At 60.7% G+C, this 22,994-nt stretch carries 25 protein-coding genes; 10 read left to right on the forward strand and 15 right to left on the reverse strand.

Annotated elements, in window-relative coordinates:
* Nucleotides 1–37: 37 nt before the first annotated feature.
* The 4 genes from TRP66_RS15475 to tsaA all read left to right on the forward strand — a co-directional run bounded on the left by TRP66_RS15475 (nucleotide 38) and on the right by tsaA (nucleotide 2,550).
* On the forward strand, nucleotides 38–481 hold the full coding sequence (locus TRP66_RS15475; protein WP_333404226.1) for a GNAT family N-acetyltransferase: 444 nt from the start codon (nucleotides 38–40) through the stop codon (nucleotides 479–481).
* Between the two features lie 118 nt (nucleotides 482–599).
* A complete protein-coding gene (locus TRP66_RS15480; protein WP_333404228.1) occupies nucleotides 600–1,310 on the forward strand; it encodes an rRNA pseudouridine synthase in 711 nt (236 codons plus the stop codon).
* Between the two features lie 64 nt (nucleotides 1,311–1,374).
* The gene (locus tag TRP66_RS15485) at nucleotides 1,375–1,836 is read left to right on the forward strand and encodes a DUF1456 family protein (protein WP_333404231.1); all 462 of its coding nucleotides are present in this window, start codon (nucleotides 1,375–1,377) and stop codon (nucleotides 1,834–1,836) included.
* A 12-nt stretch (nucleotides 1,837–1,848) separates the two neighbouring features.
* Nucleotides 1,849–2,550, forward strand: coding sequence for a tRNA (N6-threonylcarbamoyladenosine(37)-N6)-methyltransferase TrmO (tsaA, locus tag TRP66_RS15490; RefSeq protein ID WP_333404233.1), 702 nt, complete (start codon nucleotides 1,849–1,851; stop codon nucleotides 2,548–2,550).
* Between the two features lie 70 nt (nucleotides 2,551–2,620).
* On the opposite strand, the gene fpr is transcribed toward tsaA, so the two are convergent.
* Nucleotides 2,621–3,400: a ferredoxin-NADP reductase gene (fpr, locus tag TRP66_RS15495; protein WP_333404235.1), complete on the reverse strand. Its 780-nt coding sequence runs from the start codon at nucleotides 3,398–3,400 to the stop codon at nucleotides 2,621–2,623.
* 122 nt (nucleotides 3,401–3,522) lie between these two features.
* Here fpr and TRP66_RS15500 point away from each other — a divergent pair, with 122 nt between their 5' ends.
* Nucleotides 3,523–4,449, forward strand: a complete 927-nt coding sequence (locus TRP66_RS15500) for a LysR family transcriptional regulator (protein WP_333404237.1) — start codon at nucleotides 3,523–3,525, stop codon at nucleotides 4,447–4,449.
* Here TRP66_RS15500 and TRP66_RS15505 read toward each other — a convergent pair whose 3' ends face one another.
* From TRP66_RS15505 to TRP66_RS15515, 3 genes are all read right to left on the reverse strand, one after another.
* The gene (locus TRP66_RS15505) at nucleotides 4,450–4,815 is read right to left on the reverse strand and encodes a diacylglycerol kinase (protein WP_333404239.1); all 366 of its coding nucleotides are present in this window, start codon (nucleotides 4,813–4,815) and stop codon (nucleotides 4,450–4,452) included. It abuts the gene before it with no gap.
* 70 nt (nucleotides 4,816–4,885) lie between these two features.
* Complete coding sequence (erdR, locus tag TRP66_RS15510; protein WP_333404241.1) at nucleotides 4,886–5,533, reverse strand: response regulator transcription factor ErdR; 648 nt, start codon at nucleotides 5,531–5,533, stop codon at nucleotides 4,886–4,888.
* 195 nt (nucleotides 5,534–5,728) lie between these two features.
* Nucleotides 5,729–6,439 (reverse strand): tRNA-uridine aminocarboxypropyltransferase, encoded by a 711-nt coding sequence (locus TRP66_RS15515; RefSeq protein ID WP_333404243.1) that lies wholly within the window; start codon nucleotides 6,437–6,439, stop codon nucleotides 5,729–5,731.
* 212 nt (nucleotides 6,440–6,651) lie between these two features.
* Here TRP66_RS15515 and TRP66_RS15520 point away from each other — a divergent pair, with 212 nt between their 5' ends.
* Both TRP66_RS15520 and TRP66_RS15525 read left to right on the forward strand, forming a co-directional pair.
* Nucleotides 6,652–7,068, forward strand: coding sequence for a quorum-sensing-regulated virulence factor family protein (locus TRP66_RS15520; protein WP_333404245.1), 417 nt, complete (start codon nucleotides 6,652–6,654; stop codon nucleotides 7,066–7,068).
* Between the two features lie 151 nt (nucleotides 7,069–7,219).
* Nucleotides 7,220–8,344, forward strand: coding sequence for a TIGR00730 family Rossman fold protein (locus TRP66_RS15525; protein WP_333404247.1), 1,125 nt, complete (start codon nucleotides 7,220–7,222; stop codon nucleotides 8,342–8,344).
* 9 nt (nucleotides 8,345–8,353) lie between these two features.
* On the opposite strand, the gene recX is transcribed toward TRP66_RS15525, so the two are convergent.
* The 3 genes from recX to TRP66_RS15540 all read right to left on the reverse strand — a co-directional run bounded on the left by recX (nucleotide 8,354) and on the right by TRP66_RS15540 (nucleotide 10,479).
* Complete coding sequence (recX, locus tag TRP66_RS15530; protein WP_333404248.1) at nucleotides 8,354–8,821, reverse strand: recombination regulator RecX; 468 nt, start codon at nucleotides 8,819–8,821, stop codon at nucleotides 8,354–8,356.
* Nucleotides 8,821–9,885, reverse strand: a complete 1,065-nt coding sequence (recA, locus tag TRP66_RS15535) for a recombinase RecA (RefSeq protein ID WP_333404250.1) — start codon at nucleotides 9,883–9,885, stop codon at nucleotides 8,821–8,823. Before recA ends, recX begins: the two co-directional genes overlap by 1 nt.
* 93 nt (nucleotides 9,886–9,978) lie before the next feature.
* A complete protein-coding gene (locus TRP66_RS15540; RefSeq protein ID WP_333404252.1) occupies nucleotides 9,979–10,479 on the reverse strand; it encodes a CinA family protein in 501 nt (166 codons plus the stop codon).
* Between the two features lie 473 nt (nucleotides 10,480–10,952).
* Here TRP66_RS15540 and mutS point away from each other — a divergent pair, with 473 nt between their 5' ends.
* The gene (gene mutS / locus TRP66_RS15545) at nucleotides 10,953–13,520 is read left to right on the forward strand and encodes a DNA mismatch repair protein MutS (protein ID WP_333404288.1); all 2,568 of its coding nucleotides are present in this window, start codon (nucleotides 10,953–10,955) and stop codon (nucleotides 13,518–13,520) included.
* 245 nt (nucleotides 13,521–13,765) lie between these two features.
* Nucleotides 13,766–14,089: a ferredoxin FdxA gene (gene fdxA, locus TRP66_RS15550; protein ID WP_333404255.1), complete on the forward strand. Its 324-nt coding sequence runs from the start codon at nucleotides 13,766–13,768 to the stop codon at nucleotides 14,087–14,089.
* A 545-nt stretch (nucleotides 14,090–14,634) separates the two neighbouring features.
* Here the strand turns inward: fdxA and rpoS are convergent.
* The 8 genes from rpoS to TRP66_RS15590 all read right to left on the reverse strand — a co-directional run bounded on the left by rpoS (nucleotide 14,635) and on the right by TRP66_RS15590 (nucleotide 21,794).
* The gene (rpoS, locus tag TRP66_RS15555; RefSeq protein WP_333404257.1) at nucleotides 14,635–15,645 is read right to left on the reverse strand and encodes an RNA polymerase sigma factor RpoS; all 1,011 of its coding nucleotides are present in this window, start codon (nucleotides 15,643–15,645) and stop codon (nucleotides 14,635–14,637) included.
* Nucleotides 15,646–15,746: 101 nt separating this feature from the next.
* Nucleotides 15,747–16,616: a peptidoglycan DD-metalloendopeptidase family protein gene (locus TRP66_RS15560; RefSeq protein WP_333404259.1), complete on the reverse strand. Its 870-nt coding sequence runs from the start codon at nucleotides 16,614–16,616 to the stop codon at nucleotides 15,747–15,749.
* Nucleotides 16,617–16,791: 175 nt separating this feature from the next.
* Entirely contained in the window at nucleotides 16,792–17,427 is a 636-nt protein-coding gene (locus TRP66_RS15565) for a protein-L-isoaspartate(D-aspartate) O-methyltransferase (RefSeq protein ID WP_333404261.1), read from the reverse strand.
* 41 nt (nucleotides 17,428–17,468) lie between these two features.
* Entirely contained in the window at nucleotides 17,469–18,218 is a 750-nt protein-coding gene (gene surE / locus TRP66_RS15570; protein WP_333404264.1) for a 5'/3'-nucleotidase SurE, read from the reverse strand.
* Entirely contained in the window at nucleotides 18,206–19,264 is a 1,059-nt protein-coding gene (truD, locus tag TRP66_RS15575) for a tRNA pseudouridine(13) synthase TruD (RefSeq protein ID WP_333404266.1), read from the reverse strand. Before truD ends, surE begins: the two co-directional genes overlap by 13 nt.
* Complete coding sequence (gene ispF / locus TRP66_RS15580; protein ID WP_333404269.1) at nucleotides 19,261–19,734, reverse strand: 2-C-methyl-D-erythritol 2,4-cyclodiphosphate synthase; 474 nt, start codon at nucleotides 19,732–19,734, stop codon at nucleotides 19,261–19,263. Before ispF ends, truD begins: the two co-directional genes overlap by 4 nt.
* Nucleotides 19,735–19,787: 53 nt before the next feature.
* On the reverse strand, nucleotides 19,788–20,633 hold the full coding sequence (gene fghA, locus TRP66_RS15585) for an S-formylglutathione hydrolase (protein ID WP_333404271.1): 846 nt from the start codon (nucleotides 20,631–20,633) through the stop codon (nucleotides 19,788–19,790).
* A gap of 48 nt (nucleotides 20,634–20,681) precedes the next feature.
* Nucleotides 20,682–21,794, reverse strand: coding sequence for an S-(hydroxymethyl)glutathione dehydrogenase/class III alcohol dehydrogenase (locus tag TRP66_RS15590; RefSeq protein ID WP_333404272.1), 1,113 nt, complete (start codon nucleotides 21,792–21,794; stop codon nucleotides 20,682–20,684).
* Nucleotides 21,795–21,897: 103 nt separating this feature from the next.
* On the opposite strand from TRP66_RS15590, the gene TRP66_RS15595 reads away from it, so the two are divergent.
* A complete protein-coding gene (locus TRP66_RS15595) occupies nucleotides 21,898–22,791 on the forward strand; it encodes a LysR substrate-binding domain-containing protein (RefSeq protein WP_333404274.1) in 894 nt (297 codons plus the stop codon).
* Nucleotides 22,792–22,994: the final 203 nt, after the last annotated feature.

A 22,994-nucleotide genomic window follows, 5' to 3' on the forward strand; every position in this document is an offset into this window, starting at 1 on the left:
ACTGTCGGGGTATTGGTTATGCAAGAGCCTACGCACAATGGACATTCACAGCCCGGACAAAGGCGACTTTCCCGAACTGGCACGGGTCTGGGAGCGCTCGGTACGCGCCACGCACGACTTTCTGCCCGACGCCTACATCTCGACACTCAAAGGCTTGCTGCTGATGCAGTATCTGGAGACCGTCACGCTGTTCTGTACTCGCAACGCCAATCTGGAGATAACAGGTTTTGCCGGCGTCAGCCGTAATCGACTCGACATGCTGTTCATCGACCCCGATTATCGAGGGCAGGGGCTGGGCAAGCAGTTGCTGAACCACGCCGTGGAGCATTACGGGATCAGCGAACTGGACGTCAACGAGCAGAATCCCCAGGCGCTGGGCTTCTACCTCAAGCAAGGCTTCAAGGTCATCAGCCGGTCGGAGGTCGACGGGCTGGGTCAGCCGTATCCGATGCTGAGAATGCGCCGCAGACAGCCTGGATGAGGCAGCCGGCACGCGCGCTGCAGTGCCTGCGAGTACAGCATTTGCAATGATGCCGCGATTAACCCGGCGGGGGCGGTTACACTATCGCCTTTCCCTTCAGTAATAACGGCTCCTTGTCATGACAGACCCCATTCGCCTTTCCAAACGTCTCATCGAGTTGACCGGCTGCTCGCGCCGCGAAGCCGAGCTCTACATCGAAGGCGGCTGGGTGACCGTGAATGGTGAGGTGATCGACGAGCCCCAGTTCAAGATCACCGACCAGAAGGTTCAGCTCAATGCCGACGCAAAAGCCGTCGCGCCGGAGCCGGTGACCATCATTTTTCACACGCCGGCCGGTGCCACGCCCGAGACCGCGCTGAAAATGATCACACCGGACAGCCTGTCCGAGGAGCACCGTTTCGGCAAACGTCCGTTGCGTGGTCATTTCTTGCGCCTTGACACAGCCTCCTCGCTCCAGGCCAACGCCAGCGGCCTGATGGTGTTCAGCCAGGACTGGCGCATCATCCGCAAGCTGACGGACGATCGCAGCAAGATCGAGCAGGAGTATGTCGTGGAAGTGACCGGCGAGATGGTCGCCCACGGCCTGAACCGGCTCAACCATGGCCTGATGTACAAAGGCAAGGAGTTGCCGGCGGTCAAAGCCAGCTGGCAGAACGAGAACCGTCTGCGCTTTGCCATGAAAAATCCTCAGCCCGGTGTCATCGCCCAGTTGTGCGAAGCGGTCGGCCTCAAGATTGTTGCTGTGCGCCGCATCCGCGTGGGTGGCGTCTCGATGGGCAAGTTGCCTGAAGGCCAGTGGCGTTACATGAAGACCGCGGAAAAGTTCTAACCCTCTTTATCGGCGCGCAACGTCCAACGCGCGCCGTCTCAGCGTTTATCAGGATTTACGTGACATGACCAACAACGATGTACTGCGCAGCGTGCGCTACATGCTCGATATCAGCGACAACAAGATCGTCGAGATCACCGGATTGGGCGGACTGGAAATCACCAAAGCGGACGTAATCGCCTTCACTAAAAAGGAAGACGAGGAAGGCTACCTGGTCTGCGGCGATAACGTCATGGCGCATCTTCTCGATGGCCTGGTGTTCTTCAAGCGTGGCAAGGATGAAAGTCGCCCGCCGCAACCGGTCGAGCTGCCGGTGACCAACAATGTCGTGCTCAAGAAGCTGCGGGTGGCCTTCGAGCTCAAGGAAGACGACATGCACGCCATCCTCAAGTCGGTGGATTTCCCGGTGTCCAAACCGGAGCTGAGCGCGCTGTTCCGCAAGGTCGGCCATAACAATTACCGGGAATGCGGCGACCAGTTGCTGCGCAACTTTCTCAAGGGTCTGACCCAGCGCTTGCGCGGCTGACCGGGCGCATCCATGAGCTATCAGGTTTCTCCGGTCGGGTACGTGCGCTCCTGCTTCAAGGAAAAATTCGCGATCCCGCGCCAACCGCAGCTGGCGCCTGCCGCACGTGGCGTGCTCGAACTGGTATCGCCGTTTGATCAGGGCGACGCGGTTCAGGGACTGGAACAGGTCAGTCACGTGTGGCTGCTGTTTCTGTTCCATCTGGCGCTGGAGGACAAACCGCGTTTGAAAGTCCGCCCGCCCCGCCTGGGCGGCAACCAATCTACCGGCGTGTTCGCGACCCGGGCCACGCATCGGCCCAACGGTATCGGGCAATCGGTGGTCAGGCTAGACAAGGTAGAGCCGGGCAGGCTGTGGCTGTCCGGCATCGATCTGCTCGATGGTACCCCGGTACTGGACATCAAACCCTACGTGCCCTATGCCGATCAGGTCAGCGATGCGTCCAACGGGATGGCGAGCGCGGCGCCGGTGTTGATTCCGGTGCAGTGGCATGATCAGGCGCTCGTCCAGGCGCGTGAGCATGCTTTGCGGCTAGGGGAACCGCTGGTGGAACTGGTCGAACAATGTCTGGCGCAGGACCCACGCCCGGCTTATCAGGTGCCGACGCCTGAACGGCGCTATGGCGCCCGATTCTGGGATCTGGATGTGCGCTGGCACTACCCCTCCCCCGGCTCGATTACTGTGCTGGAAGTGGTCCGGGCCGCGAACCTGTAGCGGCAAAAGGCGGACAACAAAAAGCCCGCCTGGCCGGATCACGGCGAGGCGGGCTTTTTTACATCGACGCTTACTTCTCGACGAAAGCACGCTCGATCAGGTAGTCGCCCGGCTCACGCATGCGCGGCGAGACAGTCAGACCAAAGCTGTTCAGCACTTCGCTGGTTTCGTCCAGCATGCTCGGGCTGCCGCACAGCATCGCGCGGTCGTCTTCCGGATTGATCGGCGGCAGACCGATGTCACGGAACAGCTTACCGCTGCGCATCAGGTCGGTCAGACGCCCCTGGTTCTCGAACGGCTCGCGGGTAACGGTCGGGTAGTAGATCAGCTTGTCACGCAGCGCTTCGCCGAAGAATTCGTTCTGCGGCAGGTGCTCGGTGATGAACTCGCGGTAGGCGACTTCGTTCACGTAGCGCACGCCGTGGCACAGGATGACCTTTTCGAAACGCTCGTAGGTTTCAGGGTCCTGAATGACGCTCATGAACGGCGCCAGGCCAGTACCGGTGCTCAGCAGGTAAAGGTGTTTGCCGGGCTTGAGGTCGTCGAGGACCAGCGTGCCGGTAGGCTTTTTGCTGATGATGATTTCATCGCCTTCCTTGAGGTGCTGCAGCTGGGAGGTCAGCGGGCCGTCCGGCACCTTGATGCTGAAGAATTCCAGGTGCTCTTCCCAGTTCGGGCTGGCGATCGAGTACGCACGCATGAGCGGGCGACCGTTAGGCTGCTGCAGACCGATCATGACGAACTGACCGTTCTCGAAACGCAGACCCGGGTCGCGGGTGCACTTGAAACTGAAGAGAGTGTCGTTCCAGTGATGGACGCTGAGGACACGCTCGTGATTCATGTTGCTCATGTACGTGGAAACTCCTGAGATTTCATGCGCACAGGGGGGTTGCGCTATTGCGCGACATTCTAGTGGCAGAGACAATATCTGTTAAATGAATTATCAAGATATGGGTAATCGGTTATATAGATATGAGATTCACTCTTCGTCAGCTTCAGGTCTTCGTCGCCGTGGCCCAGCAGGAAAGCGTCTCACGCGCCGCCGTGCTGCTTTCGCTGTCCCAGTCGGCCGCCAGTACATCGATCACCGAACTGGAGCGCCAGTCCAGCACTCAGCTGTTCGACCGTGCAGGCAAGCGGCTCAGTCTCAACGCCACGGGACGTCAGCTGTTGCCCCAGGCCGTTGCCCTGCTGGATCAGGCCAAGGAAATCGAGGACCTGCTTAACGGCAAGTCCGGCTTCGGCTCTCTTGCGGTGGGCGCTACCTTGACCATCGGCAATTACCTGGCGACGCTGTTGATCGGCAGTTTCATGCAGCGTCATCCGGAAAGCCAGGTCAAACTGCACGTTCAGAATACCGCGCACATCGTCCAGCAAGTGGCGCATTACGAGATTGACCTGGGCCTGATCGAAGGCGATTGCAGCCACCCGGACATAGAGGTTCAGTCATGGGTCGAGGACGAGCTGGTGGTGTTTTGCGCGCCCCAGCATCCCTTGGCCAAACAGGCACGGGTCAGCCTTGAAGAGCTGACTCGTGAAGCCTGGATTTTGCGGGAACAAGGCTCCGGCACCCGACTCACCTTCGATCAGGCGCTGCGACACCACCGAAACGGTCTGAACGTGCGTCTGGAGCTTGAGCACACCGAGGCAATCAAGCGTGCCGTCGAGTCTGGATTGGGCATCGGCTGCATTTCACGTCTGGCGCTGCGGGATGCATTCCGGCGCGGCAGCCTGGTCGCGCTGGAAACACCTGAGCTGGACCTGTCGCGCCAGTTCTATTTCATCTGGCATAAACAGAAATACCAGACCTCGGCGATGCGCGAGTTTCTGGAACTTTGCCGGGCATTCACCGCGGGTGTGCGTCGCAGCGACGAAATCGTGCTGCCCACCCTCTATTGATCAGCCGAGCAGGATTACACCCCAGACCGATGCGATCATGGTCAGCGCTACCAGCTGCGCCGCACTGCCCATGTCCTTGGCGTTCTTGGACAGCGGGTGCAGGTCCAGCGAGATACGATCGATCGCTGCTTCAACCGCCGAGTTCAGCAATTCGACGATCAGCGCCAGCAGGCAGACCGCGATCAGCAGCGCCTGCTCGCCCCGGCTGACGCTCACGAAGAAAGACAGGGGGATCAGCACTGCGTTGAGCAGCACCAGCTGGCGGAAAGCCGCCTCTCCCTTGAACGCGGCGGTCAGGCCATCGAGCGAGTAACCCGCTGCGTTGAAGATACGTTTCAGGCCGGTCTGGCCTTTGAAGGGCGACATAGAAAGCTGCTGCGTAAAAAAGATGAGGAAAGCTACGGCACGACAGGTCAAAAAAGCGTGAACACCTGTATCAGCTCGCCGTGATGGACTCCAGCTGCTGCAGCAACAACGCTGCCTGCGTCCGGGTGCGCACGCCCAGCTTGCGGAAGATCGCTGTCACGTGGGCCTTGATGGTCGCCTCCGACACGCTCAGCTCGTAGGCGATCTGCTTGTTGAGCAACCCTTCGCAGACCATCGTAAGCACGCGAAACTGCTGGGGTGTGAGGCTCGCGAGTCCTTCGCTCGCCGCCTTGGCCTCGGCAGACACGCTGACCACCTCGTTGACCTGCGGCGGCCACCAGACGTCGCCGTCGAGAACCGCGCGCACCGCCTGCTGAATGTCTTCCAGCCCGCTGGACTTGGGAATGAAGCCACTGGCCCCGAACTCACGGGAACGGACCACGATGGACGCCTCTTCCTGCGCGGAGATCATGACCACCGGAATCTGCGGATACTGCCCGCGCAACAGGACCAGGCCTGAAAAACCGTAGGCGCCGGGCATGTTCAGGTCCAGCAGAACCAGGTCCCAGTCAGCCTTCTCTTCAAGGCGCGATTCGAGTTGCGCGATGCTTTCTGCCTCGACCAGTCGCGCATCAGGCCCCAGGCCGATGCTCAACGCCTGATGCAGCGCGCTGCGAAACAGCGGATGATCATCGGCGATCAGGATGTCGTAGGTCATCTTTTGATCCTGTTTTCAAAGTGAGCGTCGGGTGAGCGACAGCTCGGCAGGGCATCGGGATGCCCGGAATTCACTGCTTCGACAGGGCACGTCCGTGGCCGTCGGCGTTCAAGCGGCGCCAAGGATGCCCAGCATGACCCGGACGGTCAAGCCTGGAACGCCCCGGCGCCGCCGGTATTCGATCGCCCGCTTCTTCTACAGATACGCCTTGAGCAGGCTATGCGCCGCGTCGTCCGGATCGACCGGATTCTGGAACTTGGCACCCAGATAATGCGCGCTGAAAACATCCAGATAGGCATCCAGCACACTGCTGGCTTCCTGGTCGCCGGCCAGCTCCAGGCACAACGCGGCGACTTCGGCCGTACAGAAATGATCGTCCCGTCTGGAACGACGCAAGCGATAGCGCGAGATCTGTTCCGGCTCCAGGCTCAGCACGGGAAAGCGTTCGAGATACGGGCTCTTGCGAAACATCTTGCGCGCCTCGGTCCAGGTTGCGTCGAGCAGGATAAACAGGGGCCGCTTGCCTTCGACCGGGCTGACGCTGGTCACGACCCGCTCCGGTGCCACGAACTCACCCGGAAACACGATGTAAGGCTGCCACTGCGGATCTTCGAGCAATTGGAGCAGTTGTTCATCAACCTCGATACGTGACCAGCCGAACGCATGCGTGTCCTCTATCACGTCGGCAATCAGCCAACCGGTGTTGGTGGGTTTCAAGGGTTCGGTGTCGTACATCAGCAGGCACATGCCGGAGCCGGCTTCGACGCTGGGCCGCCAGGCACATAGACAATAGCTGAATATCACCCGGCAATCCGGGCACCGCGGCGCGCGCGAACCACGGGCAATGAAAGGCCGGGTGCTGCGCGCCAGACGCTCGTCCCGCAGACGCGAAACAGCGTGGCTCATGGCATCACCGGCCAGTTGAAAGAGTGCGTCGACACCATGAAAACCCAGGCGGAAAAAGTGCGCGCAGTTTATCAGACACGCGCCGGTTTAACCTGCTTCGCCGCCATTACTGCCTTATACTGGCACGCCGGCAGGCCTGGCGATCCGCCGACCGCCGGAACGCATGTTCAAGTAGCTGGTCCAAACGCCAGCCACTAAATCAGGAGAGTTTGATGCTGCGCCTTATCGTCCCTACCCTTACACTTTTGCTCGCGGCCCCGTTGTCCGCACAAGCAGCGTCGAAGCAGGAGTTCGAGCTCAGCAAGATGCTGGAGAAAGTTGCGAAGGAAAGCAGCGTCGGCACCCCTCGGGCGATCAACGAAGACATTCTGGATCAGGGCTTCACCGTCAATGGCAAGGAGCTGATCAATCACTTGAGCGTCCGTGAGGGCCAGGCCCAGCAGATGCGTGCCAACCCCGATCTGATGCGCAACCAGCTTGGTGCCAGCGTCTGCCGCAACAACGGGTTCCGCCAGCTGATGACCAAGGGCGCAGTCCTGAAGTACCAGTTCAGCGAATACAAGACCAATCGCCCTATCGCCACTCAGACCTTCCAGGCGTCGGACTGCACTGCCCGTCCGAAGAAGTAACAGCCCCCCTCCCGCTGCGCGCCTTGCTCGGGCGCGCTTCGCGCTCTTCCTCCCTTGCTCAGCACGTTCCATGGGACGGCCCGGGTAGCCTTTTGCGACAAACCGGACCATCATCGTCCGTATCGCACTGTCTCAGGAGGAGCTATTTCCAATGCCTTATCAGCCGAATGATGTTCTGTCTCGACACTTTCAAAGCAATGGTCTGAACCTGACCAGCCAGATTGAAGAGCACATCAATCTCGTGGCGCCCGGCAGCCCGAACCTTCCGCTGTATCGTGACATGATCCTGACCGTGCTGCGCATGGCCCAGGACGACCGCAATCGCTGGAACGCCAAGATCACCCTGCAGACCCTGCGTGAACTGGACGGCGCCTTTCGCGTGCTGGAGCGTTTCAAGGGTCGGCGCAAGGTCACGGTATTCGGCTCCGCCCGCACGCCGGTCGAGCATCCGGTGTATGCCCTGGCGCGAGAGCTGGGCAGCCAGATCGCGGCCTCCGACATGATGGTCATCACCGGCGCCGGTGGTGGCATCATGGCCGCCGCTCACGAAGGCGCGGGACGAGAGCATAGTCTGGGCTTCAATATCACCCTGCCTTTCGAACAGCATGCCAACCCGACCGTCGAAGGCACGGAAAACCTCTTGCCGTTCCACTTCTTCTTTACCCGCAAGCTGTTTTTCGTCAAGGAAGCGGACGCGCTGGTGCTGTGCCCCGGCGGTTTCGGCACGCTGGACGAGGCGCTGGAAGTACTGACCCTGGTACAGACGGGCAAAAGTCCGCTGGTCCCTATCGTGCTGCTGGACAATCATGGCGGGACGTTCTGGCAAAGCGCTCTGGACTTCATCAAGAGCCAACTCGAAGACAACCGGTACATCCTTCCCGCGGACATGAAACTGATGCGTCTGGTCTACAGCGCCGACGAGGCCGTGCAGGAGATTAATCAGTTCTACCACAACTATCACTCAAGCCGCTGGCTGAAGAATCAGTTCGTGATCCGCATGCATCGTCCGCTCACCGAACAGGCGCTGTCGCAGGTCAGGGAAACCTTCGCCGACCTGTGCGTCAGCGAGGATTTTCATCAGCATCGCTATGAGGGTGAAGAGCATGATGAAGCGCAATTCAGTCATCTGACCCGTCTGGCGTTCACGTTCACCGGACGTAATCAGGGAAGACTGCGGGAGTTGGTCGACTACATCAACCTGGAAGAAAACCTGGTTTCGAATCAGGAAATGCCGGATCGTGAAGCGGCTTCACTGCAAGCGAGTCACGCCGGCTAATCAACGCCGTCAGTCGTCCGCGCCACGACCGCTCAGCAAGCGACCGATGAGGTCCAGCGGATAACCGCGATAGCTGAGAAACCTCCCCTGCTGCGCTCGCTCGCGGGCGTCGGCAGGGAATCTCCCGCCAAACTTGCGATCCCAGGTTTCGCGCAGCTTCTCCTGCCAGTCGACTCCGCATTCACGGAGCGCTTGCTCGATGTCGGTTTTCTGCAACCCACGCTGGCCTAGTTCTTCGCGAATACGCAGTGGGCCATACCCCGAGCGTGCGCGGGAGGCGACAAAACTTTCAAGGTAACGGGATTCGGAGAGAAGACCTTCCTCGACCAGTCGGTCAAGAGCAGGCTCGATAAGTTCGGGAGTGGCGCCGCGCTGACGCAGTTTGCGCGTCAGCTCGACCCGACCGTGCTCGCGTCGCGCGAGCAGGTCCATTGCAGTCCGCCGTACAGCGACGGCGGTATCAAGCACAACAGCCATCAGAGATCGATATCGGCTTCAGCCATATCGTCTGCGTCGGCAGCCTCACGAGAGCCGGCAGCCTTGGTGTCGACACCCGCGGTCAGCAGCTTGTCGCGAATCTGCTTCTCGATGGCAGCGCCGATTTCAGGGTTCTCCGCCAGGAACTTGGCCGCGTTGGCCTTGCCCTGACCGATCTTGCTGCCCTGATAGGCATACCAGGCACCGGATTTCTCGACAAAGCCGTGCAGAACTGCCAGATCGATGATCTCGCCGTTGAGGTAGATGCCCTTGCCGTACAGGATCTGGAATTCAGCCTGACGGAACGGTGGCGCGACCTTGTTCTTGACGATCTTGACGCGGGTTTCGCTGCCGACCACTTCGTCGCCTTCTTTCACCGCGCCGGTACGACGGATGTCGAGACGAACCGAAGCGTAGAACTTCAGCGCGTTACCACCGGTGGTGGTTTCAGGGCTGCCGAACATGACGCCGATCTTCATACGGATCTGGTTGATGAAGATGACCAGGCAGTTGGCGTTCTTGATGTTACCGGTGATCTTGCGCAGTGCCTGAGACATCAGACGTGCCTGCAGACCCACGTGCATGTCACCCATCTCGCCTTCGATTTCAGCCTTGGGAACCAGGGCCGCTACCGAGTCGACGACGATCACGTCGATTGCGTTGGAACGCACCAGCATGTCGGTGATTTCCAGGGCCTGCTCACCGGTGTCCGGCTGCGAGACCAGCAGGTCGTCCACGTTGACACCCAGCTTTCCGGCATACTCCGGATCCAGCGCGTGCTCAGCGTCGACGAATGCACAGGTAGCACCCATTTTCTGGGCCTGCGCGATGACCGACAGCGTCAGCGTGGTCTTACCGGAAGATTCCGGACCGTAGATTTCCACGATCCGGCCTTTTGGCAGACCGCCAATGCCCAGTGCGATGTCCAGGCCCAGCGAGCCGGTGGAGATGGAAGGAATAGCCTGGCGGTCATGGTCGCCCATGCGCATCACGGCGCCTTTACCGAACTGACGCTCGATCTGACCCAAGGCCGCAGCCAAGGCTTTCTTCTTGTTGTCGTCCATTGAAGTCCTCACGTATTCAAATTCAATCAAGGGCCGGATGGCCGCAATACCTGTATAAGTAGACAGTATTATTCCACAGGGAAAGGCGCGCGCCTACCCCTGATTCGGCATTTCTGTCGATGCCAGTCGGACCAGCCCTTCCAGAGCGGCTTCGACCGTCTGTCGACGTACCTCGTCTCGATCGCCGGCGAACTGGCGGCGCTCGCTGACCAGCGCGAGACCCGCGCCCCAGCACAGCCAGACCGTACCGACGGGCTTTTCCGGCGAGCCGCCGCCAGGACCCGCCACGCCGCTCACGGCAACCGCGAATCTCGCCCCGCTATTGCGTTGCGCGCCTTGCACCATGGCCCGAACGACCTCTTCACTCACCGCTCCCACCGACTCGAACAGTGCTGGCGCGACGCTCAGTTGCAGCGTCTTCTGGGCATTGGAATAGGTCACATAGCCGGCTTCGAACCAGGCCGAGCTGCCCGCCACCCGAGTAATCGCCTCGGCAATGCCTCCGCCGGTGCAGGACTCCGCAGTGGTCACCTGCGCATTCGATGCTTGCAGAAGCTGGCCCAGCGATGTGGCCAACCGGATAATTTCGTCCACGGTGCGTTCCTTGAGGTTTCGAGCCAGGCGCCCTGGCAAAAGGTCCCGCTCAACGATGGGCGGTCGCGCGCGTCCGCCCGGTTTGAGACATCAGTCTACCGATTTCCCTTTTCGGCGCTGAGGCTTATTGACTTTTTCCACGACAGTTTCTCTGGGACGGCTCTTCGCCTCTTCCAGCGTGACGAATCTGCCACTGACTGCATCCCTTGCTCGTTTTGCAGCCATATCAAAATCCTTTTTGACAGTAGCGCCCGGAATGGGCGGCAACGAGGAAAAGTCTATACGGCCTCGCCGCCCGCGCAGCCACTTGAAACCCCCGCTCACGATTGCCCCGGACCTGCGTCGCGGCCATGCGCGTGATAATCTTGCCGTCATCGCCTACATACGCAGGACAATCCCCGGCGCACCGGAGGGTTCAGCGGACCGTTGCCCATCTTTTCAAGACATTTCCCGACCGACTGATGAACAAAGCCATTTCCGATCTTTCCTCGCACACGCCCATGATGCAGCAGTACTGGAAGCTGAAGAACCAGCATCCCGATCAGCTGATGTTCTATCGCATGGGCGATTTCTACGAGATTTTCTACGAAGACGCCAAGAAGGCCGCCCGGCTGCTGGACATTACTCTGACCGCGCGCGGCCAGTCGGCGGGCCAGAGCATTCCCATGTGCGGCATCCCTTATCACGCCGCCGAAGGTTATCTGGCCAGGCTGGTGAAACTGGGCGAATCGGTGGTCATCTGCGAACAGATCGGCGATCCGGCCACCAGCAAGGGACCGGTCGAACGTCAGGTGGTTCGAATCATCACCCCGGGCACCATCAGCGACGAAGCGCTGCTGGACGAAAGCCGCGACAATCTGATCGCCGCGGTCCTGGGCGACGAGCGCCTGTTCGGTCTGGCGGTGCTGGACATTACCAGCGGCAACTTCAGCGTGCAGGAGATCAAGGGCTGGGAAAACCTGCTGGCGGAGCTTGAACGGATCAACCCCGTAGAGCTGCTGATCCCCGATGACTGGCCCCAGGGCCTGCCCGCCGAGAAACGTCGTGGAGTGCGTCGACGCGCGCCCTGGGATTTCGAGCGTGACAGCGCACACAAGAGTCTGTGTCAGCAATTCGCGACTCAGGACCTCAAGGGTTTCGGTTGCGAGACGCTGACGCTGGCCATCGGTGCCGCCGGCTGCCTGCTCGGCTACGCCAAGGAAACCCAGCGCACGGCCCTGCCGCATTTGCGCAGCCTGCGCCATGAGCGACTCGACGATACCGTGATTCTCGACGGCGCGAGTCGGCGCAACCTGGAACTGGACGTCAACCTTTCCGGCGGGCGGGACAACACTTTGCAATCGGTCATGGATCGCTCGCAGACCGCCATGGGCACGCGCCTGCTGACCCGCTGGCTGAACCGGCCGCTGCGCGACTTGAGCGTGCTGCTGGCGCGCCAGAGTTCAATCAAATGCCTGCTGCAAGGCTATCGCTTCGAGAACCTGCAGCCGCAACTCAAGGAAATCGGCGACATCGAGCGGATTCTCGCCCGTATCGGCCTGCGCAACGCCCGACCTCGCGACCTCGCCCGGCTGCGGGATGCGCTGGGCGCCCTGCCCGAGCTGCAAAGCGCGATGACCCGGCTCGAAGCGCCGCACTTGCAGTCGCTGGCCAGCACCATCAGTACTTACCCCGAACTGGCGGACCTGCTGCAGCGCGCCATCATCGACAATCCGCCCGCCGTGATCCGCGACGGTGGCGTGCTGAAGGTCGGTTACGATGCCGAGCTGGACGAATTGCTGTCGCTGAGCGAGAACGCCGGCCAGTTTCTTATCGACCTCGAAGCCCGGGAAAAGGCACGAACCGGTCTTGCCAATCTCAAGGTCGGTTACAACCGGGTACACGGCTATTTCATCGAGCTGCCCAGCAAACAGGCCGAGCAGGCGCCGGCGGACTACATCCGGCGCCAGACGCTCAAGGGCGCCGAGCGTTTCATCACTCCCGAGCTCAAGGAGTTCGAAGACAAGGCGCTGTCCGCGAAAAGCCGGGCGCTGGCGCGCGAGAAGCTGCTCTACGAGGCCTTGCTTGAAGACCTGATCGGTCATCTCGCGCCGTTGCAGGATTCCGCCGCCGCCCTGGCCGAGCTGGACGTGCTGAGCAACCTTGCCGAGCGCGCACTGAACCTCGATCTGAATTGCCCGCGCTTCGTGGACGAACCCTGCATGCGCATCGAGCAGGGTCGTCATCCGGTGGTCGAGCAGGTCCTGTCCACGCCGTTCGTGGCCAACGATCTAGCGCTGGACGACAGCACGCGGATGCTGGTGATCACCGGCCCGAACATGGGCGGTAAATCCACTTACATGCGTCAGACGGCATTGATCGTCCTGTTGGCGCATATCGGCAGCTTTGTGCCGGCCGCCAGTTGCGAGTTGTCACTGGTGGACCGCATCTTCACGCGGATCGGCTCCAGCGACGACCTGGCGGGCGGGCGCTCGACCTTCATGGTCGAGATGAGCGAAACGGCCAATATTCTGCACAATGCCACTGATCGCAGCCTGGTGCTGATGGATGAAGTCGGTCGCGGGACCAGCACGTTCGATGGTCTGTCGCTGGCGTGGGCCGCGGCGGAATGTCTCGCCCAACTACGTGCCTACACGCTGTTCGCCACTCACTATTTCGAGCTGACCGTTCTGCCGGAAAGCGAGCCGCTGGTCAGCAACGTGCATCTCAACGCAACCGAACACAACGAGCGTATCGTGTTCTTGCACCGCGTCCTGCCCGGCCCGGCCAGCCAGAGCTATGGACTGGCGGTCGCCCAGCTGGCGGGGGTTCCGGGCAAGGTCATCACCCGAGCCAAGGAGCATCTGCAGCGCCTGGAAACCACCAGCCTGCCGCACGAGCAACCCAAGGCCAGGCCCGGGAAGCCTGCGGTGCCCCAGCAGAGCGACCTGTTCGCCAGCCTGCCCCATCCGGTGCTCGACCAGTTGTCAAAGCTCAAACTGGATGACTTGACGCCTCGTCAGGCGCTGGAGATGTTGTACACAATGCAAACACGCATCTGACGGATGCCGTAACAAGCTGTTAGAATCCCGCGCGGTTTGGGATGCGGTCGGCTTTTAGCCTGGCTCGACCGCCCACCAGGCCACGTGGGAACGCAGCCGATGCACCGTCAACGGCAGGCGAAGCAGTCGAACTGCTTCAAGGCCGCCGACCCCACGCATTCGTTTTCACGAGGCCGGGACTTGCCCGAACCCTGCATCCCTGTCTGGAAGGGCTCTGCTGCCGCCGCCTGAGGAGAGAATTAGAAATGACCTTCGTCGTCACCGACAACTGCATCAAGTGCAAGTACACCGACTGCGTAGAAGTCTGTCCGGTGGACTGCTTTTACGAAGGACCGAACTTCCTGGTGATTCACCCGGATGAATGCATCGACTGCGCGCTCTGCGAACCGGAGTGCCCCGCGCAGGCAATTTTCTCGGAGGACGAAATCCCGGCCGGGATGGAAAACTTCATCGAGCTCAACGCCGAGCTTGCGGAGGTCTGGCCGAACATCACCGAGAAGAAGGACGCGCTGGCCGACGCCGCCGAATGGGACGGCAAGCCGGGTAAGATCGCCGACCTGGAGCGCTAAGGTCCGCGTAGCCCGCACTCTGCGTTGAAATGAAAAGGCCCTGCGGGGCCTTTTTTCATGTGGGCCGAACGAACTGACAGGCGAAAAAAAGGGCGGTATGAACCGCCCACCATCCCTGATCCCTGTAATCCCTTTCATCGTCCTGATGATTTGCCTCTTGCAAAATCCTAATTGTCTTCCATGACAACCTGTGCCTTTCCGTCGGCACAGTTCGATCTTATTCATTTTCGAGACAGTCGCAATGGCGGCATATTAACCAGCCGGTTGGCGAGAACATGAGGGACTTGATAAAAAACCTTGTATATCAGGTAGATACGGAAAATACCGCCGTCATCTTCGGAAAACGCTTTTACAAAACAGCGATTGCTTACAACCAGAGTAAGTAAAATCTTACATAGATTTCGATCATTAAGGATGAATGTTACAGCGGTCCATTTAGTTCAAGAGCTCGGGACTTACAGCACGCAGGTTTCATTTTGATGACCCAGTAAAAAGCCGATATGAACACAGAATATTCATATCGGCTTTTGTAACGCGGCGAGGAACTACTGGAACAGCGACTCGCTCGACAGTCCGTTCTTCTCCAGGATCTCACGAAGCCGCTTGAGGCCTTCTACCTGGATCTGCCGTACCCGCTCGCGGGTCAGGCCGATCTCAAGGCCCACATCTTCCAGCGTACTGCTTTCGTGTCCACGCAAACCAAAGCGGCGGATAACGACTTCCCGTTGCTTGTCGGTCAGTTCGGACAGCCACTGATCGATGCTCTGGGACAGATCGTCGTCTTGCAGCAGCTCACAAGGATCGGTAGGTCGATCGTCGGTCAAGGTGTCCAGCAGGGTCTTGTCCGAATCCGGCCCCAGGGAAACATCCACCGAGGAAACCCGTTCATTGAGCCCAAGCATGCGCTTGACCTCGCCGACCGGCTTTTCCAGCAGCGTGGCGATTTCTTCAGGAGACGGTTCATGATCGAGCTTCTGGGTGAGCTCCCGCGCTGCGCGCAGGTAGACGTTCAGCTCCTTGACGACATGAATCGGCAGCCGGATGGTCCGGGTCTGATTCATGATGGCGCGTTCAATGGTCTGACGAATCCACCAGGTTGCGTAGGTGGAGAATCGGAAACCGCGTTCAGGGTCGAACTTTTCAACCGCCCGGATCAAGCCGAGGTTGCCCTCTTCGATCAGGTCGAGCAATGACAGGCCACGATTGACGTAGCGTCTGGCGATCTTGACCACCAGCCGCAGATTGCTCTCAATCATGCGTTTGCGTCCGGCCGGACAGCCGCTTTGCGACAAGCGTGCAAAGTGGACTTCTTCTTCCGGAGACAGCAGGGGGGAAAACCCTATTTCATTGAGATACAACTGGGTGGCATCGAGCGCCCGGGTGTAATCAATATATTTATGTTGTTTGAGCGATGAAGAGTGCTTGGTCTTGGCACGGCTCGAAGGCGCAGCGAACGGCTGCTTATCGTCCGATGCCTCTTCCAGGACAAGGCCGGATTCCATGAGAAGCACTTCATCATCGATGTCAAACTCCGGCGCTTCGTTGCTAAGAGCCATTGTTATAGTCCTTTGGTGAGTTCGACCTCAAGCTCAGCGACGCCTGGTTCCGTGGCAACGCTTGAGCCTGTTCCTTCTACGTCAGAACAGGCTGGCAACTATCAACGCTTCGGCAAAAATTGCAGCGGATCTACAGGCTTGCCCTGACGGCGAATCTCAAAATGCAGTTTCACCCGGTCAGTCCCCGTCGACCCCATTTCGGCAATTGTCTGCCCCGCCTTGACCTGCTGCCCCTCCCGTACCAACAACCTGCGGTTGTGACCGTAGGCACTGACATAGGTATCGCTGTGTTTGATGATGATCAATTCGCCGTAGCCCCGTAATCCACTTCCGGCGTAAACAACTGAACCATCAGACGCGGCCAAAACAGGCTGTCCCAAATCTCCGGCGATATCAATTCCTTTATTCAAACTGCCGTTTGAGGAAAATTTTCCTATCAGTACACCGCTCGACGGCCACCCCCAACCGCTGGGAGACTTGCCGGCGGCCCCGCTCTGCGCGGTCGCCGACGGCGGTATCACCACGGGTACAACCTCGACAGGTTTGGCGATAACCGTGGTTTTTACTGACCCCGAACCGCTGCTGCTGGTGGTAGTGCTCGTGACCGGACGAGCCACGACCGGCGCCGCCGCTACCGCAGTCGATGTTGAATTTGAACGTCCATCGAAGCGAATCGTCTGACCCGGGCGTATGGTGTAGGGCGGCGGAATATTGTTGCGCGCGGCCAGCGCTTTCCAGTCCCAGCCATACCGAAACGCGATGGAAAACAGCGTGTCGCCGCGACGCACGGCATACTGACCGGTCGTCACAGGCGCGCGCTGGGTGACCGTATTACCGTTGCGGTCGACCACCCGCACGCCACCCGACGGCGAGCTGGAACAGCCGACCAGGAGAACACTGAGGGCAATGCCAATCACCAGACGCTGATAACTTCCTGACGACCTGAGCTGCTGAATGACTGTGTGACTCACCCGTCACTCCCTTTACTGGTGACTGAATTGGAGAAGATGCCTGTCGGGCCGCAAGCGCGACGGCAGCCGGTGGTTGATTCGATATCGGCGATTACCGGGCAATCCTGAGATCGGTCCGCCCGGAGGCTGTAGACCGATGAGCGCGCTGGTAATTCCTTGGTTCTCCAGGCCCCGTTCAGGCGAGCGGGCCATTAAGCAGCGGAACGAAGCGCACCGCACCGAGCACATGCCTGGAAAAACCGTTTTCTTCGCGGATGATCAGCATCAGTTGCTGCACTTCGCCCGCGCCTACCGGAATGACCAGCCGCCCGCCTGGCGCCAGTTGATCGAGCAGCGCCTGGGGCACGTCGGTCGCGACCGCAGTCACGATGATCCCGTTGTAGGGAGCCAGCGCCGGCCAGCCTTCCCAGCCGTCGCCCCAGCGGAACACGACGTTACGCAGGTTCAGCTCCAGAAGACGCTCCTTGGCGCGATCCTGCAGGCCCTTGATACGCTCGACCGAGAACACCCGCTCCACCAGTTGTGCCAGCACGGCGGTCTGGTAACCCGAACCGGTGCCGATCTCCAGCACCTTGTCCAGAGGCCCCGCCTCCAGCAGCAGCTCGCTCATGCGCGCGACCATGTAGGGCTGGGAAATGGTCTGGTTGTTGCCGATGGGCAACGCGGTGTCTTCGTACGCCCGATGCGCCAGAGCTTCGTCCACGAACAGGTGGCGTGGTGTCTTGCGAATGACATCCAGCACCCGCGTGTTCGAAATGCCTTCCTCATAGAGGCGCTGGATCAAACGCTCGCGAGTGCGCTGCGAGGTCATTCCGATTCCGCGTCGCAGAAGATCGTCGTGTTCGCGTGGCATCAGCGCAGTCCCCCCAGCCAGTTGTCGAGACTGCCGAAACCGCCCTGCCAGGTTCTGTCCAGGTGCAGTGGCGTGATCGAGACGTAGCCTTGCATCACGCAGTGGAAGTCGGTGCCGGCGCCGCCATCCTCGGCGTCGCCCGCGGCCGCGATCCAGTAGCCGGCGTGGCCTCTGGGGTCCACAACTTTCACTGGCGCCGCCGCACGGGCGCGGTGCCCGAGGCGGGTCACCTGAATGCCGCGAACGTGGTCCAGCGGCAGATTCGGAATGTTCACGTTCAGCACCGTACGCGGTGGCAGGTCGAGCTGTTCATGGGCTTCCACCAGCAGCCGCGCGTAATGCGCGGCCGTTGCCAGGTTTTCCGTCTGGCGCGACAGAAACGAGAACGCGAACGACGGCCGTTGCAGGAAGCGACCTTCGAGCGCGGCGGCAACGGTACCGGAATACAGGACGTCGTCGCCCAGGTTGGCGCCAAGGTTGATGCCCGATACCACCATGTCCGGCTCGCGATCCAGCAGGCCGTTGAGCCCCAGGTGCACGCAATCGGTCGGCGTACCGTTGATGCTGATGAATCCGTTGGCCAGCGTCTGCGGTCGCAAAGGGCGATCCAGGGTCAGCGAACTGCTGGCGCCGCTCTTGTCCTGCTCCGGCGCAATCACCACGCATTCAGTGTAGTCGGCCAGCGCCGCATAGAGCGCCGTCAAGCCTGGCGCGGCGACACCATCATCGTTTGAAATCAGAATACGCATGGGTTGTCCGTCTGCCCGACCGACACCAGATCAACGAGTTCGCGCACCAGCACAGTGGCGAAACATCCGGGCGGAAGGACGAATTCCAGTTGCAGAATGTCAGGCTCGGGATAATGCCACGTCAGGCGGTCTATGGGCAGCCGCAGGATGCGACGTTCGTGCTCCATGCCTGCCCGGATCAACCAGTCCCGCAGGGCCGGCTCCCGGCCCGCGACGTCGTTTTCCAGCTCGGCGGTCGTGCCGCTCGCAGGAGACGGCCCCGCGCCCCATTGGGGGCCTGTGGGGTGCAGGTCGAGGATCGCCAGACGCGGATCGCTGCACTCGGCTTCGCCGGCGGGGAAAAAACTGCGGCTGTCGGTGAACGCCAGCAGGTCCCCGATCTGAGCTTGTTGCCAACTGCCGTCGGCGACACGTGCGGCAAGGACCCTGTTGAACAGATAACTGCGCGCCGTGGACAGCAACCTGGAGCGCACGTTGCGCTGCTCGGGCAGCGCCTGACGGTTTGCATAGTCCCGCGCCTCGCCCAGATTTCCGCCCTGGTAGCCGAAGCGCTGAGCGCCAAAATAGTTGGGGATGCCGGAGCGCTTGATGGATTCCAGGCGCTGATCCAGCGCATCGTGGTCGGCATCGAGCGCGGTCAGACGCAAGGTGAAACCATTTGCCGAATGGGCGCCACGCTGCAACTTGCGACGATGCCTGCCGCTTTGCAGGATGCGCAAGGTATCGTCCTGAGCCGAAGACAGGTCAGGATCGGCCTTGCCCGGCAACTGGATGCTGAACCACTGGCGAGTCAGCGCCTGACGGTCCTTGAGTCCCGCATAGCTGACCGTGCGCAGTTGCACGCCGGCAGCACGCGCCAGCCGCCGCGCGGCTTCTTCGGTATTGAGCCCGCGCTTCTCGACCCAGAGCCACAAGTGCTCGCCATCACCGGACAACGGAATATCCAACACTTCATCGACCTGGAAGTCCTCGGCGGTAGCTTTCAGGACCGCCCGCCCCAAGGCTTCACCCCAGGCCTTCGGCCCAAGCAGTTCGAACTCGGTCATGCTGGCAGCAACAAGGCGACGGCATGCACGGCAATGCCTTCTTCGCGGCCGGTAAAACCGAGCTTCTCGGTGGTGGTGGCCTTGACGTTGACCTGGTCCAGCTCGACCTGCAGATCGGCGGCGATGATCTGGCGCATGGCGTCGATATGCGGCGCCATCTTGGGTGCCTGGGCAACGATGGTGGCATCGACGTTGCCGACCTTCCAGCCCTTGACCCGGACCTGCTCGACCACGTGGCGCAGCAGCACGCGGCTGTCGGCGCCCTTGAAGCGCGGGTCGGTGTCCGGAAAGTGTTTGCCGATATCGCCCAGCGCGGCGGCGCCGAGCAATGCATCGCTCAGGGCGTGCAGCAGGACATCGCCGTCGGAATGAGCCAGCAGGCCGAAACGGTGTGCTATCCGCACTCCGCCCAAGGTAATGAAATCGCCTTCGGCGAAACGGTGCACATCATAGCCATGGCCAATACGCATAGAAAAACGCCCTGAAAAAAGTCAGGGCGTGATTCTACCCGCTTTGGCGCCGCTTAGGCGTTCAAGGCGTCGGCGTGATGCCGCAAATGGTCTTCGATGAAGCTGGCGATGAAGTAATAGCTGTGATCATAGCCAGGCTGCATGCGCAGGGTCAGCGGGTAATCCGTGGTCTTGGCTGCCTGGGTGAGCGCTTCCGGCTTGAGCTGGGTGACCAGGAAGTCGTCGCGATCGCCCTGATCCACCAGGGTCGGCAACTTTTCGGAAGCCTCGGCAAGCAGTACGCTGGCATCCCATTCGCGCCAGCGCGAGCGGTCTTCGCCCAGATAGCGGCTGAACGCTTTTTGCCCCCACGGACAGTCCATGGGATTGCTGATCGGCGAAAACGCCGACACCGACTTGTAGCGTCCGGGATTGCGCAAGGCGCAGACCAACGCGCCGTGCCCGCCCATGGAATGTCCGCTGATGCTGCGGATGTCGGAGGCCGGAAAATGTTCTTCGATCAGCGCAGGCAGTTCCTCGACCACGTAATCGTGCATCCGGTAATGCTTGGCCCAGGGCTGTTCGGTGGCGTTGAGGTAGAACCCGGCACCGAGTCCGAAGTCCCAGGCACCATCAGGATCGCCCGGCACTTCCGGGCCGCGTGGACTGGTATCGGGAGCAACGATGATGATCCCCAGCTCGGCCGCCACACGCAGCGCCGCAGCCTTCTGCATGAAGTTTTCGTCGGTGCAGGTCAGGCCTGACAGCCAGTACAGCACCGGCAACTTGCCGCCCTGCTCTGCCTGCGGAGGCAGATAGACCGCGAAGATCATGTCGCAGCCCAGCACGCGAGAGCTATGTTTGTATCGCTTGTGCCAGCCGCCGAAGCTTTTCTGGCAGGAGATGTTTTCCAGGGTCATAGGGAAACTCCGGGGGCAAGCCATCGGCTCGCCCCTTGCCGCTGCGGTTTAGAAATGGATGACGGAGCGGATGCTCTTGCCTTCGTGCATCAGGTCGAAAGCCTTGTTGATGTCTTCCAGACCCATGGTGTGGGTGATGAAGGTGTCCAGCGGGATTTCGCCGGTTTCCGCCATGTCCACGTAGCTCGGCAACTCGGTGCGGCCGCGCACGCCGCCGAACGCCGAGCCACGCCAGACGCGACCGGTAACCAGCTGGAACGGACGGGTCGAGATTTCCTGGCCGGCACCGGCCACACCGATGATGACCGATTCGCCCCAGCCCTTGTGGCAGCATTCCAGCGCCGCGCGCATCAGCTGCACGTTGCCGATGCATTCGAAGGAGAAGTCCACGCCACCGTCAGTCATGTCGACGATGACTTCCTGAATCGGACGATCGAAATCCTTCGGGTTGACGCAATCGGTCGCACCCAGCTGTTTGGCGATCTCGAACTTTGCCGGGTTGATGTCGATGGCGATGATGCGGGCCGCCTTGGCCTTGACCGCGCCAATGACCGCGGATAGACCGATGCCGCCCAGACCGAAGATCGCCACGGTATCACCCGGCTTGACCTTGGCCGTGTTCAGCACCGCGCCGATGCCGGTGGTGACGCCGCAACCCAGCAGGCAGACCTTTTCCAGCGGCGCCTTCTTGTCGATCTTCGCAACCGAGATTTCCGGCAGCACGGTGTACTCGGAGAAGGTCGAGGTCCCCATGTAGTGGAAAATCTGCTCTCCCTTGTAGGAAAAACGCGCTGTGCCGTCCGGCATCAGGCCCTTGCCCTGGGTCGAGCGAATCGCCTGGCACAAGTTGGTCTTGCCGGACCGGCAGAATTTACACTGACGGCATTCGGGCGTGTACAGCGGGATCACATGATCACCAACGGCGACCGACGTAACGCCCTCGCCAATGGCTTCGACGATTGCACCACCCTCGTGGCCAAGAATCGCCGGGAAGATCCCTTCCGGATCGGCGCCGGACAAGGTGTAAGCGTCGGTATGGCAAACACCCGTTGCCACCACCCGCAGCAAGACCTCTCCCGCCTTGGGCATGGCGACATCGACTTCCACGATCTCCAGAGGCTTGTTGGCTTCGAATGCAACGGCGGCGCGCGACTTGATCATCGATCTTCTCCAGCGAAATAAAAACAGGAGTGGAGTGTAGTACAGTGCCGAATCGCCAGTAATCGGCGCAAAAGCAAAACATTATTGCTCTGCAGGGATAATCATGTACGCCAACCGCTGGGAAGGTCTGGATGAATTTGTCGCGGTCGCGGAGTGCGGCCAGTTCACCGCAGCCGCGCAACGGTTAGGCGTCTCTTCTTCGCACATCAGCCGACAGATCGTGCGTCTTGAAGAACGCCTGCAAACCCGTCTGCTCTATCGCAGCACCCGCAAGGTCGCCTTGACCGAAGCGGGCCAGACTTTCTTGCAGCATTGCCAACGCTTGCAGGATGGCCGCGAAGAGGCGTTGCGTGCTGTCAGCGATCTGGGCGGCGAGCCGAAGGGGCTGCTGCGCATGACCTGCGCCGTGGCTTACGGCGAGCGTTTCATCACGCCGCTGGTCACGCGATTCATGGGGCTGTATCCGCAACTGCGCGTGGATATCGAGTTGAGCAACGAGACGCTGGATCTGGTGCATGAAGGCCTGGACCTGGCGATCCGGCTGGGGCGACTTCAGGATTCCCGGCTGGTGGCAGCAAGACTGGCGCCGCGCCGGATGTATGTCTGTGCGTCGCCCTCGTATCTGGCGCGGTATGGCCGTCCGCACAGCGTCTCTGAGCTGAGCAGACATAACTGCCTGGTTGGCAGCAGCGATACCTGGTTGTTGCAGCAGAGCGGGAAGGAATATTCCCAGCGGGTGCAGGGCAATTGGCGCTGCAACAGTGGGCAGGCAGTGCTGGACGCCGCGCTGCAAGGCGTCGGCCTGTGTCAGCTTCCGGACTACTACGTGCAGGAGCATTTGCGAAGCGGCGCGCTGGTATCCCTGCTGGATGCTCATCAGCCGCCCAACACCGCTGTGTGGGCGCTCTATCCCCAGCAGCGACATCTATCGCCCAAGGTGCGCAAGCTGGTGGATTTTCTGAAAGAGGGCCTGGCGATGCGGGAGGAGTATCGCTAAAGCGAATAGCTGAAGCGGCACTGCCGGCTCTGGACATATCCATTACCGCGTGGGCTGGGCCGTCTGGTTTCGGCCCTTACGGCCGACCCCCTTTTGTTTCGGCAAAAGGGGGAAAAACCATTGCTCCTGGCTTGGCCCTTCGGGTTCCCTCACTCCGGCGACGCTCCACCGGGCCGCGCCCTGATGTGGATTGAGGGTGGCGT

Source organism: Pseudomonas sp. JDS28PS106, from assembly GCF_036706555.1.
In the GTDB taxonomy this organism is placed as follows: domain Bacteria; phylum Pseudomonadota; class Gammaproteobacteria; order Pseudomonadales; family Pseudomonadaceae; genus Aquipseudomonas.